This window comes from Bradyrhizobium sp. MV1.5 (assembly GCF_055807615.1).
The window spans coordinates 117,206-131,367 of sequence record NZ_JBVVPL010000005.1 but is presented as its reverse complement, the minus strand read 5'-3'; the positions used below and the strand labels follow the sequence as shown (position 1 = coordinate 131,367).

General features: G+C 63.2%; 17 protein-coding genes. 6 read left to right on the top strand and 11 right to left on the bottom strand.

The annotated features are described in order from the left end of the window. Nucleotides 1-6: 6 nt before the first annotated feature. The 3 genes from AC0L2J_RS06995 to AC0L2J_RS06985 form a co-directional block, all read right to left on the bottom strand. On the bottom strand, nucleotides 7-1,023 hold the full coding sequence (locus tag AC0L2J_RS06995) for an FAD binding domain-containing protein (RefSeq protein WP_473388111.1): 1,017 nt from the start codon (nucleotides 1,021-1,023) through the stop codon (nucleotides 7-9). Further along, complete coding sequence (locus tag AC0L2J_RS06990; protein WP_063993016.1) at nucleotides 1,020-1,511, bottom strand: (2Fe-2S)-binding protein; 492 nt, start codon at nucleotides 1,509-1,511, stop codon at nucleotides 1,020-1,022. Before AC0L2J_RS06990 ends, AC0L2J_RS06995 begins: the two co-directional genes overlap by 4 nt. Before the next feature lie 140 nt (nucleotides 1,512-1,651). Next, on the bottom strand, nucleotides 1,652-2,131 hold the full coding sequence (locus tag AC0L2J_RS06985; protein WP_007608389.1) for an Lrp/AsnC family transcriptional regulator: 480 nt from the start codon (nucleotides 2,129-2,131) through the stop codon (nucleotides 1,652-1,654). A gap of 134 nt (nucleotides 2,132-2,265) precedes the next feature. Between AC0L2J_RS06985 and ald the strand changes: the two genes are divergently transcribed. Continuing rightward, a complete protein-coding gene (ald, locus tag AC0L2J_RS06980) occupies nucleotides 2,266-3,381 on the top strand; it encodes an alanine dehydrogenase (RefSeq protein ID WP_473388108.1) in 1,116 nt (371 codons plus the stop codon). 9 nt (nucleotides 3,382-3,390) lie between these two features. Here ald and AC0L2J_RS06975 read toward each other — a convergent pair whose 3' ends face one another. Continuing rightward, on the bottom strand, nucleotides 3,391-4,026 hold the full coding sequence (locus AC0L2J_RS06975) for a DsbA family protein (RefSeq protein ID WP_473388106.1): 636 nt from the start codon (nucleotides 4,024-4,026) through the stop codon (nucleotides 3,391-3,393). 200 nt (nucleotides 4,027-4,226) lie between these two features. On the opposite strand from AC0L2J_RS06975, the gene AC0L2J_RS06970 reads away from it, so the two are divergent. Then, nucleotides 4,227-4,445, top strand: coding sequence for a hypothetical protein (locus AC0L2J_RS06970; RefSeq protein ID WP_473388103.1), 219 nt, complete (start codon nucleotides 4,227-4,229; stop codon nucleotides 4,443-4,445). 87 nt (nucleotides 4,446-4,532) lie between these two features. Here the strand turns inward: AC0L2J_RS06970 and AC0L2J_RS06965 are convergent, their stop codons facing one another. Together AC0L2J_RS06965 and AC0L2J_RS06960 are read right to left on the bottom strand one after the other, a co-directional pair. Further along, the gene (locus tag AC0L2J_RS06965; RefSeq protein WP_473388100.1) at nucleotides 4,533-4,673 is read right to left on the bottom strand and encodes a hypothetical protein; all 141 of its coding nucleotides are present in this window, start codon (nucleotides 4,671-4,673) and stop codon (nucleotides 4,533-4,535) included. Then, nucleotides 4,670-4,981 (bottom strand): transposase, encoded by a 312-nt coding sequence (locus AC0L2J_RS06960; protein WP_473388098.1) that lies wholly within the window; start codon nucleotides 4,979-4,981, stop codon nucleotides 4,670-4,672. The genes AC0L2J_RS06965 and AC0L2J_RS06960 overlap by 4 nt, the downstream gene beginning before the upstream one ends. A gap of 163 nt (nucleotides 4,982-5,144) precedes the next feature. Here AC0L2J_RS06960 and AC0L2J_RS06955 point away from each other — a divergent pair, with 163 nt between their 5' ends. Beyond that, on the top strand, nucleotides 5,145-6,203 hold the full coding sequence (locus AC0L2J_RS06955; RefSeq protein ID WP_007608399.1) for a YeiH family protein: 1,059 nt from the start codon (nucleotides 5,145-5,147) through the stop codon (nucleotides 6,201-6,203). A 198-nt stretch (nucleotides 6,204-6,401) separates the two neighbouring features. On the opposite strand, the gene AC0L2J_RS06950 is transcribed toward AC0L2J_RS06955, so the two are convergent. The 5 genes from AC0L2J_RS06950 to AC0L2J_RS06930 all read right to left on the bottom strand — a co-directional run bounded on the left by AC0L2J_RS06950 (nucleotide 6,402) and on the right by AC0L2J_RS06930 (nucleotide 11,068). Beyond that, nucleotides 6,402-7,274, bottom strand: coding sequence for an ABC transporter ATP-binding protein (locus AC0L2J_RS06950; protein WP_007608401.1), 873 nt, complete (start codon nucleotides 7,272-7,274; stop codon nucleotides 6,402-6,404). Then, a complete protein-coding gene (locus tag AC0L2J_RS06945; RefSeq protein ID WP_088931024.1) occupies nucleotides 7,271-8,179 on the bottom strand; it encodes an ABC transporter permease in 909 nt (302 codons plus the stop codon). The genes AC0L2J_RS06950 and AC0L2J_RS06945 overlap by 4 nt, the downstream gene beginning before the upstream one ends. Further along, nucleotides 8,176-9,597, bottom strand: a complete 1,422-nt coding sequence (locus AC0L2J_RS06940; protein ID WP_007608404.1) for an ABC transporter substrate-binding protein — start codon at nucleotides 9,595-9,597, stop codon at nucleotides 8,176-8,178. The genes AC0L2J_RS06945 and AC0L2J_RS06940 overlap by 4 nt, the downstream gene beginning before the upstream one ends. Before the next feature lie 181 nt (nucleotides 9,598-9,778). Continuing rightward, on the bottom strand, nucleotides 9,779-10,552 hold the full coding sequence (locus AC0L2J_RS06935) for a Crp/Fnr family transcriptional regulator (protein WP_007608405.1): 774 nt from the start codon (nucleotides 10,550-10,552) through the stop codon (nucleotides 9,779-9,781). Nucleotides 10,553-10,771: 219 nt separating this feature from the next. Then, nucleotides 10,772-11,068 carry a gamma-butyrobetaine hydroxylase-like domain-containing protein gene (locus AC0L2J_RS06930; RefSeq protein WP_007608406.1) on the bottom strand — a complete coding sequence of 99 codons (297 nt, stop codon included), beginning with the start codon at nucleotides 11,066-11,068 and terminating at the stop codon, nucleotides 10,772-10,774. A gap of 208 nt (nucleotides 11,069-11,276) precedes the next feature. Between AC0L2J_RS06930 and AC0L2J_RS06925 the strand changes: the two genes are divergently transcribed. From AC0L2J_RS06925 to AC0L2J_RS06915, 3 genes are all read left to right on the top strand, one after another. Beyond that, on the top strand, nucleotides 11,277-12,050 hold the full coding sequence (locus AC0L2J_RS06925; protein WP_007608407.1) for a ferredoxin--NADP reductase: 774 nt from the start codon (nucleotides 11,277-11,279) through the stop codon (nucleotides 12,048-12,050). 104 nt (nucleotides 12,051-12,154) lie between these two features. Next, nucleotides 12,155-13,897, top strand: a complete 1,743-nt coding sequence (locus tag AC0L2J_RS06920) for a fumarate reductase/succinate dehydrogenase flavoprotein subunit (protein WP_007608408.1) — start codon at nucleotides 12,155-12,157, stop codon at nucleotides 13,895-13,897. A gap of 29 nt (nucleotides 13,898-13,926) precedes the next feature. Next, nucleotides 13,927-14,160, top strand: a complete 234-nt coding sequence (locus AC0L2J_RS06915; protein ID WP_007593252.1) for a 4Fe-4S dicluster domain-containing protein — start codon at nucleotides 13,927-13,929, stop codon at nucleotides 14,158-14,160. Nucleotides 14,161-14,162: the final 2 nt, after the last annotated feature.

Below are 14,162 nucleotides of genomic sequence, written 5' to 3'. Positions count from 1 at the left end.
GGGTCCTCACGCGATCTTCTTGTGGGCCTGGGATTGCGGCGTGGCGTTCGCCGCCTGTGTCAGCGTCCGCACGATGGCCCGGCGTGCGAGTTCGACCTTGAAGCCGTTATGGGAGCGGGCCGTTGCTCCCTGGAGCAAGAGTTCCGCGACGCGGGCGAAATGGTCGGGCGTCGCAGCCTGGCCGCGCAACGCCGCTTCGGCTTCGAGGCTGCGCCAAGGCTTGTGAGCCACGCCGCCGAGCGCCACGCGTGCCCCGCTGATCGCGTTGCCCTGCAATTCGAGCGCGGCGGCAACCGAGACCACAGCAAAAGCATAGGACATGCGGTCGCGAATTTTCAGATAGCTGTAGTTTTGAGCAAAGCCGCCCGGCGGGAGTTCGATCGCTGTGATGATTTCGCCGGTGCCGAGATTGGTATCGACATGAGGCTTATCGCCGGGCAGCCGATGGAAATCGGTCAGCGCGATGGTGCGTTCGCCGGAGGGACCCGCGATGTGCACGAGCGCATCGAGCGCGGCAAGCGCCACGCTCATGTCGGATGGATTGGTCGCGATGCAGGCGGCGCTCGTGCCCAGGATCGCATGGTTGCGGTTGAGGCCGTCCATCGCCGAGCAACCGCTGCCGGGATGTCGCTTGTTGCAGGGCGTGGCCGTGTCATAGAAATAAGCGCAGCGCGTTCGCTGCATCAGATTGCCGCCAACGGAGGCCATGTTGCGCAATTGCGCCGAGGCGCCGGCCAGGATGGCGCTGGCGAGCAGGGGATACCGCTGCTCGATAAGTGGATGGTAGGCGAGGTCCGAGTTCGGCACCAGGGCGCCGATGCGTAAGGACCCGCCGGGTGTCTCCTCGACCTTGCGCAGCGGCAGGCGGGAAATGTCTATCAGCCGGGTGGGGCGTTCGACATTCTCTTTCATCAGGTCGATCAGATTTGTGCCGCCGGCAATGAGTTTTGCGCCGGGATCGGCGGCGAGCAAGCGGATGGCGTCGGCGACATCAGTGGCTCGAGCGTACTGGAAGTTGTTCATGGCTGGCCCATTGCCTGCTGGATGGCGGCGACGATGTTCGGATAGGCGCCGCAGCGGCAGAGGTTTCCGCTCATCAACTCCCGGATCTCGTCGGTATCTTTGGCACGGCCTTCGGCGAGCAATCCGGCCGCCGAACATATCTGTCCCGGCGTGCAATAGCCGCACTGGAAGGCGTCATGGTCGATGAAAGCCTGTTGCAGGGGATGCAGCGCGCCATCCTTGGCAAGACCTTCGACGGTCGTGATCTCCGCGCCGTCCTTCATGACGGCGAGCGTGAGGCAGGAATTGACGCGCCGGCCGTCCACCAGCACCGTGCAGGCGCCGCACTGACCATGGTCGCAGCCCTTCTTGGTGCCGCTCAGCGCAAGATGGTCGCGCAAGGCATCGAGCAGCGTGGTCCACGGCACGAGATCGAGCGTGTGACTGACGCCGTTGACGACAAGCTGAATCGGAATGCGTTCGGGAATCTGATGCGTGAGATCGCCCATGTCCTGCTCCCTGCGACGGCGACGATGCCGGACGTCAGCCGTGTCGACGCGGGGGGCACGCCTCCGACGGCCAATAGCGCCCAACGGACCACCGGCCGGTTGGTTCCTTGGAGGCAATTCGCCTTTCCGAGAGGTTGCGGTCAGCGCTTTGCTTCGCCGAACACCACATTCGGCACGGCGCGGTTGACAACCTCGCGCAGCGCGAAGCTCGATTGTACCCGCGCGACGCGCGGCAGGCGCGACAGCTCCATGCGGTGGATGCGCTCGAAATCCTGGATGTCGCGGGCGAGCACGATCAGAATGTAGTCGTCGGTCCCCGACATCAGGAAGCAGCGCACGACGGACGGGCATTTCACCACCTCCGCCTCGAACGCCTTCAACGCCTCGTCGCTCTGGCTTTCCAGCGCGATACGGACCAGCACCGTGGTGGTGAGGCCGAATTGTGCGAGGTCGAGTGCGGCCTGATAGCCCTGGATGTAGCCGTCGTCCTCGAGCGTCTTCTGCCGCCGCGCGAGCGCGGTGCTGGACAGGCCAACCTTGTTGGCGAGCTCGGTGTGGCTGGCCCGCGCATTGGTCGTGAGTTCCGCGAGAATGGCGAGATCTTTCCGGTCGAGGGCCAAAGTTTCGTTTCCAGCGTGAAAGGGCGTTTGCGCGCCGGAAACCGGCGCAGGGAGGCCAAAGCTAGCGGATATTTGCACGAAACCAAACCGGGTAGGTCGCTACGATCATGAGGTGAATCAAAAGGAGGCCCGGGATGCGCGTGGGTGTGCCCAAGGAAATCAAAGTACAGGAATATCGCGTCGGGCTCACCCCGGGCGCAGTCCGCGAATATGTCGCAGCAGGGCACGAGGTGACAGTCGAGACCGGCGCGGGCGGCGGCATCGGCGCCTCCGACGAAGTCTATAGGCGGGCAGGGGCCACCATTGCCGAGAGCGCGCGCGACATCTTCGCGAAGTCCGACATGATCGTGAAGGTGAAGGAGCCCCAGAAAAGCGAGTGGGCCCAGCTCCGCGAAAGCCAGATCCTGTTCACCTATCTCCATCTCGCGCCGGATCCCGAGCAGGCCGGGGGTTTGCTCGCCTCCGGCTGTACTGCGATCGCCTATGAAACCGTCACCGATGCGGCCGGTCACCTCCCCCTGCTTGCGCCGATGAGCGAAGTCGCCGGCCGCCTCGCCGTCGAGGCCGCCGGCGCCGCACTCAAGCGTTCGGCCGGCGGCCGCGGGCTGCTGCTGGGCGGCGTTCCTGGTGTGCAGCCGGCGCGGGTCGTCGTGCTCGGCGGCGGCGTAGTGGGAACGCAAGCCGCGCGCATGGCCGCAGGCCTTGGCGCCGAGGTCACCGTGATCGACCGTTCTATCCCCCGCTTGCGCGAACTCGATGATCTCTTTGCCGGGCGCGTGCGCACCCGCTTCTCCACCATCGAGTCAGTCGAGGAGGAGGTGTTCGCTGCCGACGTCGTGATCGGCGCGGTGCTGGTGCCGGGCGCGAGTGCGCCCAAGCTCGTCACGCGTGCGATGCTGGCATCGATGCGACCGGGCGCCGTGCTGGTCGACGTCGCCATCGATCAGGGCGGTTGCTTCGAGACCTCGCACCCGACCACGCATGCCGATCCGACCTATCTGGATGACGGCATCGTGCATTATTGCGTGGCCAATATGCCCGGCGCGGTGCCGGTGACGTCGAGCCAGGCGCTGAACAACGCGACGCTGCCGTTCGGCCTGATGCTCGCGAACAAGGGCTTCGCGGCGGTGCTGGAAAACCCACATCTGCGCAACGGACTGAATGTGCATCGCGGCCGCATCACCAACAAGGCGGTGGCGGAGAGCCTAGGGCTGGAGTTTGCTCCGGTGGAGAGTGGACTGGCGGCGTAGCGTTGCTGCTCATACCGGCTTGCGATAGCGGCTACCGAGCGCGGCCTCGATCGTCCCGGGCTTCTCGATGCGTTCGATCAGCATGTCGATGCGGTCGCCGCCCCAGAACAGCTCGCCGTTGAACACCATGGTCGGTACGCCGAACACGCCAAGCGCTTCGGCCTCGTCGATGATGCGGTCGTGTTCGGCGCGGGCAGGGCCGTTGACGTAGGCTTCGAACTCGCTGGCTGAGCCACCGCAGGACGTGATGACGTCAGTGATTGCGGCGAGATCGTCGATCTCGAGCTCATGGCTCCAGAACCGACGAAACACCGTGTCGTGATAAGGCCGGAAGAAGCCGTGCTGTTGGGCGAATAGCATGCCGACGCTGGAGTAGAACGCGTCGTAGATCCGCCGGGGACCTTTCATGACGAGCCCTTGCGCATTGGCATAGCGCCGTGCGTCCATATAGGCGTAGCGCACCTTGCGCCAGAAATGCGGCGTGCGCTCTTCCACGGTCCCCATGAATTCGGCGACGCGCAGCGTATAGGGCAGCCATTCGAGCTCGACGCCGTGCGTCTCCTGCAGTTCGAACAGGCGCTTGTTGGCGACGAACGCGTAGGGGCTCTTGTAATCCGTGTAGATGCGCACGCGGGGGTTTGGCATAGGCAGATTCCTTTCATAGCGCGGCGCTACCTGCCAACCGGGGCGCGGGTGCTAAAATAGGCCGGAAGAAGAAAACTATTGCCCCGGGTCCGTCCGGCGGAAGGAGTTTCCCCTCCGGGAGGCAAAAAAGCCAATCGCTTCCATTGCTGTTTGGAGCCGAAACGACGACATTTCCATCAGAAATTGATGGATTGATTGCTATGGAACGCACCAGGTTTGAGCCTTTCGGCGAGCAATTGGTGTCCGCAACGGACACCCAGCCGCGCTCGCGCGGGTCAAAGCTTCTGCTGCGGGTCGGTGCCGGCCTGTTCTGGTCGCTGGTCGCCGGCATTGTGCTGGCGCGCGCGGCCTTCTTCGAGCCCGGCGTCTACGACGGCTTCAGCCGCGTCGCCTCGCTGGCCAAGAGCCTGATCTTCTAAGGCGCGCCTGATCTTCTAAAGGGCGCCTGACCTTCCGAGCCGGATTATTGATCTTCCCCCGAAAAAGTGGACGGGTTTAAGCGGCTTTTAGCTCCATTTGGAGCCCGCACGCGCGCTCACCGGACGCTCGCGCCAGGCATAATAACCGGCCGGTGAGACCTCGAGCACGGCGCACATCAAGCGTACCGGATAGGTCTCGCGGTGATCCTCGATGAAGCGGAAGCTCATGTCCGGGTTCCGGCGAAGATCGCGATCGACTTTTTTAAAATGTCGCGCTCCATGCGCAGCCGCTCGTTCTCCTGGCGCAGGCGGGAGATCTCCGAAGCCTGGTCCGCCGACATCGGCGTCGCCTGCGTGGTGGAGCGCCACGCCGCCGATGCCGGCTCCTGCCGGAGCTTATCGACCCAGCGTCGCAATACCGAGTCGCGCAGACCGAGTTCCTTGGCAACCGACCCGATCGAGCGACCGCTCGATACCACCAGTTCGGCGGCCTGGCGCTTGTACTCTTCAGTAAACGAACGACGTTGACGTTCCATTCGACACCTCCGGGCTCAACGAGCCTACTACAGGTGTCCACTCATTCGGAGGAGGTTCATATTCCGGGCTGAGGATAGAACTTCCCTCGGCTCTGATATGTCGAAAACTTATTTCCCAATCGGCTGGCGCTGCGTATAAATCCTTCTCCTCTGGGAGAGATTTGTGTCGCAGAATCAAGCATCCAGCCCGGCCGACGCCAAGCCGACCACGGCCACCAGCCGCATCGTCGCGCTGATTCCCGGGATCCTCCTCTGCATCGCCGTGGCCGGCGTTTCGGCCCTGCTCGAACGGGCGGAATTGGGCGTCTTCGAACATCCCTATGTCGAGGCGCTGGTGATGGCGATCTTGCTTGGCATGGCCGTGCGCAGCTTCTGGAAGCCTGCGCCGCGCTGGCAGTCCGGCATCGCCTTCAGCGCCAAGCAACTGCTCGAAGTCGCCGTCATGCTGCTGGGGGCCTCGATCAGCTTTGCCGCGATCGCTGCGTCCGGCGTCGCGCTGTTGGCATCGATCGCAGCCATTGTCGTGATCGCGCTCAGCGTCTCCTTCGGCATCAGCCGCCTGCTCGGTCTCTCGACGCGGCTCTCGATCCTGATCGCCTGCGGCAACTCGATCTGCGGCAACTCGGCGATTGCGGCGGTGGCGCCGATCATCGGTGCCAACAATGACGAGATCGCATCCTCGATCTCCTTCACCGCGATCCTCGGCGTGATGATGGTGCTCGGTCTGCCGCTGCTGATCCCGCTGCTGCAGCTATCGGCCACGCAATACGGTATCCTCGCAGGCCTCACCGTCTATGCCGTGCCGCAGGTGCTGGCCGCGACGGTGCCGGCCGGGCTCGTCTCGACGCAGATCGGCACGCTCGTCAAGCTGATGCGCGTGCTGATGCTCGGGCCGGTCGTCGTCGGCCTTTCGCTGACGGCCTCGCGCTGGCACAGCGACGCCAAGAAGACCAATGTCGGCTTTTTCCGCCTGGTCCCGTGGTTCATTCTTGGCTTCCTTGCGCTGGCGACCCTGCGATCCCTGGAGATCGTGCCGGCCACGGTGGTCGGTCCGGTGACGAAGATCACCAGCTTTCTCACGGTGGTGTCGATGGCGGCGCTGGGCCTGGGTGTCGACGTCCGTGTGCTGGCCAATGTCGGGGGCAGGGTGACGGCGGCCGTGACGTTGTCGCTGTTGCTACTGCTCGGCATCAGCATCGCGCTGGTGCACTGGTTCAAGTAGAAGCAATCGCGCGGCGATGGCAGTGCACCCTCTCCCCCTTGTGGGAAAGGGTGGCTCGCCGCGCAGCGGCGAGACGGGTGAGGGGTTCTATCCGCGAGTCAATCTGTAGCAGAGAGCACGCGGAAGCATACCCCTCATCCGGCGCTTCGCGCCACCTTCTCCCACAAGGGGAGAAGGGAAGTAACCGTCGAGAAATCGCTAAATCACATCCGCGAGCGAATGCCCGTGCAGCTCGATGTTCAGCCCCTGCATGCCCATGTCGTTGAGCTCGCCGCCCATCGCTTTGATGCTCTCCTCGCGGATCAGCGACATCAGTCCGCGGCGCAATGCAAGGAATTCCGACGACATCATCATCGACTGCTGCCGCGGCCGCTCCAGCGGGATCGGAATCTCCGCCTTGATCGATCCGGGGCGTGCGGTCATGCAGTAGACGCGGTCGGACAGGAAGATCGCCTCGTCGATGTCGTGGGTGACGAACAGCACCGAGATCTTCAGCCGCTGCCACATGTTGGTGAGGATCTGCTGCATGATGACGCGGGTCTGCGCGTCGAGCGCGCCGAAGGGCTCGTCCAGCAGCAACACTTTGGGTCCCGTCGCGAGCGCGCGGACGATGCCCACGCGCTGCTTCATGCCACCTGAGAGTTTCTCGGGATAATGCTTTTCGAAGGCTTCGAGGCCCGCGAGCCCCAGCAGCGTGCGCGCAGCGCGCTCGCGCTGCGAGCGCGGCATGCCGCGCATCTTCAGGCCGAACTCCACGTTCTCCCGCACCGTCTTCCAGGGAAACAGCGAATACTGCTGAAACACCATGCCGCGCTCGGCGCTGGGGCCGTTCACCTTCTCGCCGTCGACGGTGACGATGCCCGTGGTCGGCTTGAGGAAACCCGCGACTGCATTGAGCAGCGTCGACTTTCCGCAGCCGGAGGGACCGACGATCGAGACGAACTCGCCCGGATTCACATGAATCTGCGTATCGGTGACGGCTTCGACCGGCCCCTCGATGCTGTCGTAGCTGAGGGAGAAATTCCTGACTTCGATATGGCCCTGCGGTGCCTTGACAACGATCTCGCTCATCTTGACCTCCACGGCATCACCAATTGTCCGGCCCCCCGGATCAGCATGCTCGATCCGAGGCCGAGCACGCCGATCGCGATCATGCCGAGCGCAATGTCGGCATACTGGACCAGCGAATAGGCCTCCCAGGTGAAATAGCCGATGCCGTACTGCCCCGAGATCATCTCGGCGGCGATCAGCGACACCCAGGCCACGCCCATGCCGACGGTGAGGCCAGTGAAGATGTGCGGGAGCGAGGCCGGAAAATACACGTCGCGGAAGATCGAGCGCTCCCGCGCGCCGAGACATTGCGCGGCGCGCACCAGCACGGGGTCGACCAGCGACATGCCGTGCAGCGTGTTGACCAGGATCGGGAAGAACGAGCCGAGGAACGTGATATAGACGATGCTCTGCTCGTTGGTCGGCCACAGCATGATCGCCATCGGCACCCAGGCGATCGCCGGGATCGGCCGCAGCACCTCCGCCACGGGGAAGATGATCTCGTGGGCGAGCTTGAAGCGGCCCATGATCAGGCCGAGCGGCACGGCGACGATGGCCGCGAGCGAGAAGCCGAAGAAGATGCGCCGGCAGCTCAAGAGCACGTGCAGCAGGAATTTGGGATCGTGGATCGCCTTGGTGAAGCTCGCATAGACCGCGAGCGGCGAGGGCACGTTGGTGAAGCGCACGAAGAACACGACGCGATAGGTCGTCAGCAGATGCCAGACCAGCAGAAAAGCGAGCAGCGAGATGATGCCGATCGCGGTCGCGCGCAGCCCGCCCCGGTTGAGCCGGTACCAGCGCAACGCGAGTGTGCCGAAGGAGGGTGGGGATGCGGGTGGCGTGGAGGCAGGCAAGGCGCTTGCCTCCGCGATTGCACTTGCCGGCATGCTGTCCTCGGGATGTCTGAGGAGGGCGGGACTGCTCACGTCTTGCCCCCGCCGACCGCCGCCTTCACTGCGTCGTCGAAGCCGAGCACCTTGCCGCTGGTCTTGGCGGCATAGGCTTCGGCGTCCTTCTTCAACAGGAACGGCGCAACCTCGCCATTGCCGACCGCGAAGAAAGCCTGGTCGGCGAACAGCTTGATGCCGCGGGTGGTATCGAAGACGTAGGCGACGTTGATCTTCTTGCCCTTGGCCTTGTAGTCGGCATAGGCGGCGAGCGTGCAACTGGCCGACGAGAAGGGCATGATGCCTGCCTCGTCGATCCAGACCTCGCCGGCCTTGCGCGGATCGGCAATCGGCTTCTTGCAGAAGGAGTCTTCGCCGGAGATCTCGTAGTTGCTGGCGCTCGCGAGCCGCGCGTCGTAGTCGAGCTTCATCTCGGCATAGGCTTTGCGGATGTAGCTGTCGTCGACCCACTTCTTCGGGTCGAACTCCTTCATCCGGCCGAGGTTCTGCAGCACCTTGACGTCGGCCGCAGCGGCGTCGATCAGCGCCGGCTTGATCGAGGGATCGGTGGTCATGTTGCCGCTGGGGCCGAGGAAGATGTAGACGACCTCCTTGTTGATGCCGGTCCATTCCTGGATTTTCTCCGCGGCGAGCTTGGGATCGTCGCGCAGCCACTGATTGGCGGCGATCAGGGCCTTGAAATATGCGACGACGACCTCGGGATATTTCTCGGCGAAATCGGTGCGCACCACGATGCCGTGGAAGGTCGGCAGATTGGTCTCGACGCCGTCAAAGATCTTTCGCGCAAAACCGCGGAACGGCAGCAGCTCGGCGAACGGAACGAAATCGGCATGCGCGTCGATCTTCTTCTCCTGGAGATTGGTCGAGCCGACCTCCGGGCTCTGGCTGACCAGCTGGAAGAAATCCGACGCGTAGCCGCGGTCCTGCATCGCCTTGAGCACCATGCCGTGCGCGGCCGAGCCAAACGGCACGCTGACGAGCTTGCCCTTGAGATCCGCGAGATCATAGTAGGGCGAGTCCTTGTGAACGACGATGCCGTTGCCGGAGCCCGACAGGCTGTAGGCGGCCATGCCGACCAGCCGGCTCTTGCTCTCCGGATTGCTGTCGAACGTGAAGCCGTTCACGATCAGCGGATAGTCGCCCATCATGCCGATCTGCAGCTTGTTCGCCATCATCGCATTGGTGACGGGCGGACCGGAGGTGAAGTTCTGCCACTCCAGCTCGAACTTGATGTTGGCGTATTTGCCGTCCTTCGGCAGATATTTTTCGAGGAGATGGAGCTGGCGGATGACGACGCCGGCGGTCACCGTGTTGGTCGTGGTGTCCTGCGTTCCAATGCCGAGCGTGACAGTTTCCGCCGCGGCCGGCTGCGCGAGGAGAAGCGCCAGCGACGTCACCGACATCGCGATCGAGAGCGTGGGAAGATGGCGGACCATTCTCATCCTCATTCGGTTGGATGTGCTGTGGTTGCCATGATTGGGTGAGGGCGTGGGCAGGGCAAATCCGGAATGAGCGCCACAGTCGATTAGTTGCCGGGAAAAGTTGATTGCATAGTCCTTGGGCAGTCCTGCACTATAAAGCCGCTTGCATGGGCACCAGCCCTGGTCGCAAGCTCGATCAGTCGGCCGCCTGGCCTCGCATCTCTTCCAGCACGTCGGACCGGCAGACCACGATCTGCGAGCGCTTTGTCAGCACGATCCCCTTTTCCTGCATGCGCTTCAGGCTGATCGTGACCCATTGCCTGGTGGCGCCGACCATGTGGGCGATATCGGCATGGGTGAAGGCGGCCGCGATCACCCGGCCGTCGGCGTCATCGACGCCATAGAGGTCGACGAGATGCAGCAACAGATGCGCAAGGCGCTGTGTGATCGAGCGCGTTCCCAGCATCTGGGCCAGCGCCGAATAGCACTTGCCCTTGAAGGTCAGGCCTTCAATCAGGCCGATCGCGAGGTTCGGAATCTCGACCGCAAGGGATCGCAGCTCCTTTCCGGGCAGATGCACCACGCTGCAATTGCTGGATGCAACGCCGGACCATTGATGCACGGTACCTTCGAACACTTCGGGGCCGCCGACGAAATTGCCGACATGCCAATAGGCCAGCGTGATCTCGCGGCCGAGCGGGGAGGTGTAGAACACCCGGATACGGCCGCTCTCGATCAGCCAGATACCGTCATGCTTGCCACCCTGGCTGAATAGCGTCTGGCCACGGTTGAGCACTTTTCGGCGGCCCTGCTTCAGCACCAGCTCCCGTTCGCGCTGGCTGAGCTTGTCCATCAACGCCGGCGGTCCGCCGATCCATTGCTGGTTCTCGGTGAGCAGCAGCGAGGAACCGCCCGCAGGCCGGGCCGTTGCGGGGCCCGTCCCGCGAACCACATTGGCCGCCTGCAACATCGTCTGCCTCCGGAACGTTCAAACCGTTCTAAAGAGGAGCAATGTCCGTGCCAGATGGCCGCGTTCTCCCTGTCATCGCCCGCGAAAGCGGGCGATCCAGTATTCCAGAGGCGTCAGTGGGAGACGGTGAGGGCGCGGCCTACTGGATTGCCCGCTTTCGCGGGGAATGACAGCGGTGTTTGTGGCCGCTGGGGTGCCAATCTCACGGCTGCGTCATGCCTAGCGCCCCGCCAAGCTCAGCAAATACGGCTTCGGGTAAATCCCCCGATTGTGCCCATCCGAGAACGAGATGTTCAGCCCGTAACCGAGATCGCCGATCTCGGTGATTGCGATGCCTGGAAACCGCTCGGGGAAGCGGCCGTCGAAGCGGGCGCGGGTGCAGTGGGCGCATTTGCAGGAGAGGCGGAGCGTTTCCGCCGGCAAGTCCAGCGTGTCGTCCTCAGCGGTGCGGACGCGCAGCGTCGCGAGGTCGGCGCTTGCTTCGTAATCTGCCACGGTCGGTGCCACCAAGGTCATGACGTGTCTCCGAGCCTTCTCTACGTTGCCGCAGTGCTGCGGCGATAGCAACTAATTGCCAGGCGCAGGTGCGCGACGCTGATCTTCGCTGCCTGCTGTTCGATCATCGCCTACGAAATGTGAAACTAATCGACCGGGAATTTCAGTTCGGCGTTGCCGGATTCCTGTCTCTCCGAAACCTTGTGCGCAATCGAGGTCAGGAGAGACAATGAGCGCATTTCAGAAGGAAACGGTCCTGTCGGTCAGGCACTGGACCGACAGCCTGTTCAGCTTCACCGCGACGCGCGATCCGGGCTTCCGCTTCCAGAACGGCCAATTCGCGATGATCGGGCTGGAAGTCGAGGGCAAGCCGTTGCTGCGGGCCTACAGCATGGCGAGCGCCAATCACGAGGAGGCGCTCGAGTTCTTCTCGATCAAGGTGCAGGACGGTCCGCTGACCTCGCGCCTTCAGAAGATCAGAGAGGGGGACGTCATCCTGGTCGGCCGCAAGGCCACGGGCACGCTGATCACCGGCAATCTCATTCCCGGCAAACGCCTGTTGCTGCTCTCGACCGGAACGGGGCTCGCGCCTTTCGCCAGCCTGATCAAGGACCCCGACGTCTACGAGAATTACGAGACCATCGTGCTCGCCCATGGTTGCCGCCAGGTCTCCGAGCTCTCCTATGGCGAGCACCTCGTCGAAGGCTTGCGCGATCACGAGTTCTTCGGGCCGCTGATTCGGGACAAGCTCGTCTACTATCCCACCGTTACCCGCGAGCCGTTCAGGAATCGCGGCCGCATCTCCGACCTGATCGCGTCGAACCAGCTGTTCGACGACATCGGTCTATCAGGCCTCGATATCGAGACCGACCGCATTATGCTGTGCGGCAGCCCGGCGATGCTGGAGGAACTTCCCGCGATGCTTTCTGGGCGCGGGTTTGTCGAGGGCAATCACAGCCGGCCCGGCCATTTCGTGATCGAAAAGGCCTTTGTCGAGCGCTGAGGCGCAAATCGCAGCCCGGCGACAACTAATTGCTATCGCCGGGACGCCTGCTGAACAAATCTGATGCAAAGGCGCCGGACCTGCCGGCGAGCCAGGAGCAAGCGATGTCACTAGATCAGATCGTCGACGGACTTTCGGAGGTTTCCTGCGACGTGCTCGTCATCGGCGGCGGCACTGCCGGCCCGATGGCGGCGTTGAAGGCGAAGCTGAAGAATCCGAAGGCCAACGTCGTCCTGCTCGAGAAGGCCAACGTCAAGCGCTCCGGCGCGATCTCGATGGGCATGGACGGCTTGAACAACGCCGTCATTCCCGGCTACGCGACGCCGGAGCAGTACACCAAGGAAATCACCATCGCCAATGACGGCATCGTCGATCAGAAGGCGGTCTACAAATACGCGCAGAACTGCTACTCGATCATCGAGGAACTCGACAGTTTCGGCATCCGCTTCCTGAAGAACGAGAACGGCGACTACGCCGTCAAGAAGGTCCACCACATCGGCACCTACGTGCTGCCGATGCCGAACGGCGAGACCGTGAAGAAGGCGCTGTATCGCCAGCTCCGTCGCGCCCGCATCCTGATCTCCAACCGCTACATGGCGACGCGGCTCCTCAAATCCGCCGACGGACGTATTGCCGGCGCGATCAGCGTCAACACCCGCACCGCCGAGATGCTGGTGATCAAGGCCAAGGCCGTCATCCTGTGCATGGGCGCCGCCGGCCGTCTCGGCCTGCCGACCTCCGGCTACATGTTCGGCACCTACGAGAACGCTGCCAATTCCGGTGACGGCTATTCCATGGCCTATCACGCCGGTGCGGCACTGGCGAACCTCGAATGCTATCAGATCAATCCGCTGATCAAGGACTATAACGGCCCGGCCTGTGCCTATGTCGCCGGTCCCTTCGGCGCCTTCACGGCCAACAACGAGGGATCGCGCTTCATCGAATGCGACTACTGGTCCGGCCAGATGATGCTGGAGTTCTACAACGAGCTGCTGTCCGGCAAGGGCCCGGTGTTTCTCCAGCTCAAGCATCTCCATCCCGACACCATCTCGGAGATCGAATCGACGCTGCACAAGGTCGAGCGGCCCACACGCGGCCTGTTCCAGCAGGGGCGCGGGGTCGACTACCGCAGCGAGTCGATCGAGATGCATATCTCCGAGATCGGCTTCTGCTCCGGTCACAGTGCGTCGGGCGTGTTCGTCGACGACAACGCGCGCACCACCGTGCCGGGCCTCTATGCCGCCGGCGACATGGCCAGCGTGCCGCACAATTACATGCTAGGTGCCTTCACCAACGGTTCGGTCGCCGGCATCGACGCGATGGAATTCGCGGACAATCACGACTTCGCGGAATTCGACGCGGCCGATGTCGCCAGCGAACGTGACCGCGTCATGGCTCCAACCAAACGCGAGGACGGCATTCCGCCGAACCAGATCGAGTACAAGACCCGGCGCCTCGTCAATGACTATCTCCAGCCGCCGAAAGTCACGCGCAAATACGAGCTCGGCATGCGCCGGCTCGCCGAAGCGAGGGAGGACATGCAGGAGCGCATGATCGCGCGCAACGCGCACGAACTGCTTCGCGCGCTCGAAGTCCAGTCGATCATGGACTGCGCGGACATGGCAGTGCATGCCTCGCTCTACCGCGAGGAAAGCCGCTGGGGCCTCTATCACTGGCGCACGGATTTTCCGGAGAAGGACAACGAGAACTGGTTCTGCCACACGCTGCTCAGCAAGCAGGACGGCAAGATGACCAGCGAGAAGCGTGCCGTGGAGCCCTACATCGTACCGATCGCCGACGATGAGAAGGATCTCTACGACAAGCAGCGCATCCGCGCGACAGCCTGACCCGCCGCACAAATACTAGGAGACATACGATGCCTCTCGCTTCCTATCAGACATCGGTTCCGGTGGTCGTCGACGACGCCAAATGCATCGCTGACAAAGGCTGCACCGTGTGCGTCGACGTCTGTCCGCTCGACGTGCTGCGTATCAGCGATATGACCAACAAGGCCTACATGGCCTATGACGAATGCTGGTACTGCATGCCCTGCGAGGCGGATTGCCCGACCGGCGCCGTCACCGTCAACATTCCCTATCTCCTGAGGTAGCC

Coding starts and splice junctions, on each gene's coding strand:
- AC0L2J_RS06970 (WP_473388103.1), top strand. CDS start 4,227: ATGGAACGCACCAGGTTTGAGCCTTTCGGCGAGCAATTGGTGTCCGCA.
- AC0L2J_RS06960 (WP_473388098.1), bottom strand. CDS start 4,981: ATGGAACGTCAACGTCGTTCGTTTACTGAAGAGTACAAGCGCCAGGCC.
- AC0L2J_RS06920 (WP_007608408.1), top strand. CDS start 12,155: ATGTCACTAGATCAGATCGTCGACGGACTTTCGGAGGTTTCCTGCGAC.
- AC0L2J_RS06935 (WP_007608405.1), bottom strand. CDS start 10,552: ATGTTGCAGGCGGCCAATGTGGTTCGCGGGACGGGCCCCGCAACGGCC.
- AC0L2J_RS06990 (WP_063993016.1), bottom strand. CDS start 1,511: ATGGGCGATCTCACGCATCAGATTCCCGAACGCATTCCGATTCAGCTT.
- AC0L2J_RS06975 (WP_473388106.1), bottom strand. CDS start 4,026: ATGCCAAACCCCCGCGTGCGCATCTACACGGATTACAAGAGCCCCTAC.
- AC0L2J_RS06965 (WP_473388100.1), bottom strand. CDS start 4,673: ATGAGCTTCCGCTTCATCGAGGATCACCGCGAGACCTATCCGGTACGC.
- AC0L2J_RS06915 (WP_007593252.1), top strand. CDS start 13,927: ATGCCTCTCGCTTCCTATCAGACATCGGTTCCGGTGGTCGTCGACGAC.
- AC0L2J_RS06995 (WP_473388111.1), bottom strand. CDS start 1,023: ATGAACAACTTCCAGTACGCTCGAGCCACTGATGTCGCCGACGCCATC.
- ald (WP_473388108.1), top strand. CDS start 2,266: ATGCGCGTGGGTGTGCCCAAGGAAATCAAAGTACAGGAATATCGCGTC.
- AC0L2J_RS06925 (WP_007608407.1), top strand. CDS start 11,277: ATGAGCGCATTTCAGAAGGAAACGGTCCTGTCGGTCAGGCACTGGACC.
- AC0L2J_RS06930 (WP_007608406.1), bottom strand. CDS start 11,068: ATGACCTTGGTGGCACCGACCGTGGCAGATTACGAAGCAAGCGCCGAC.
- AC0L2J_RS06940 (WP_007608404.1), bottom strand. CDS start 9,597: ATGGTCCGCCATCTTCCCACGCTCTCGATCGCGATGTCGGTGACGTCG.
- AC0L2J_RS06950 (WP_007608401.1), bottom strand. CDS start 7,274: ATGAGCGAGATCGTTGTCAAGGCACCGCAGGGCCATATCGAAGTCAGG.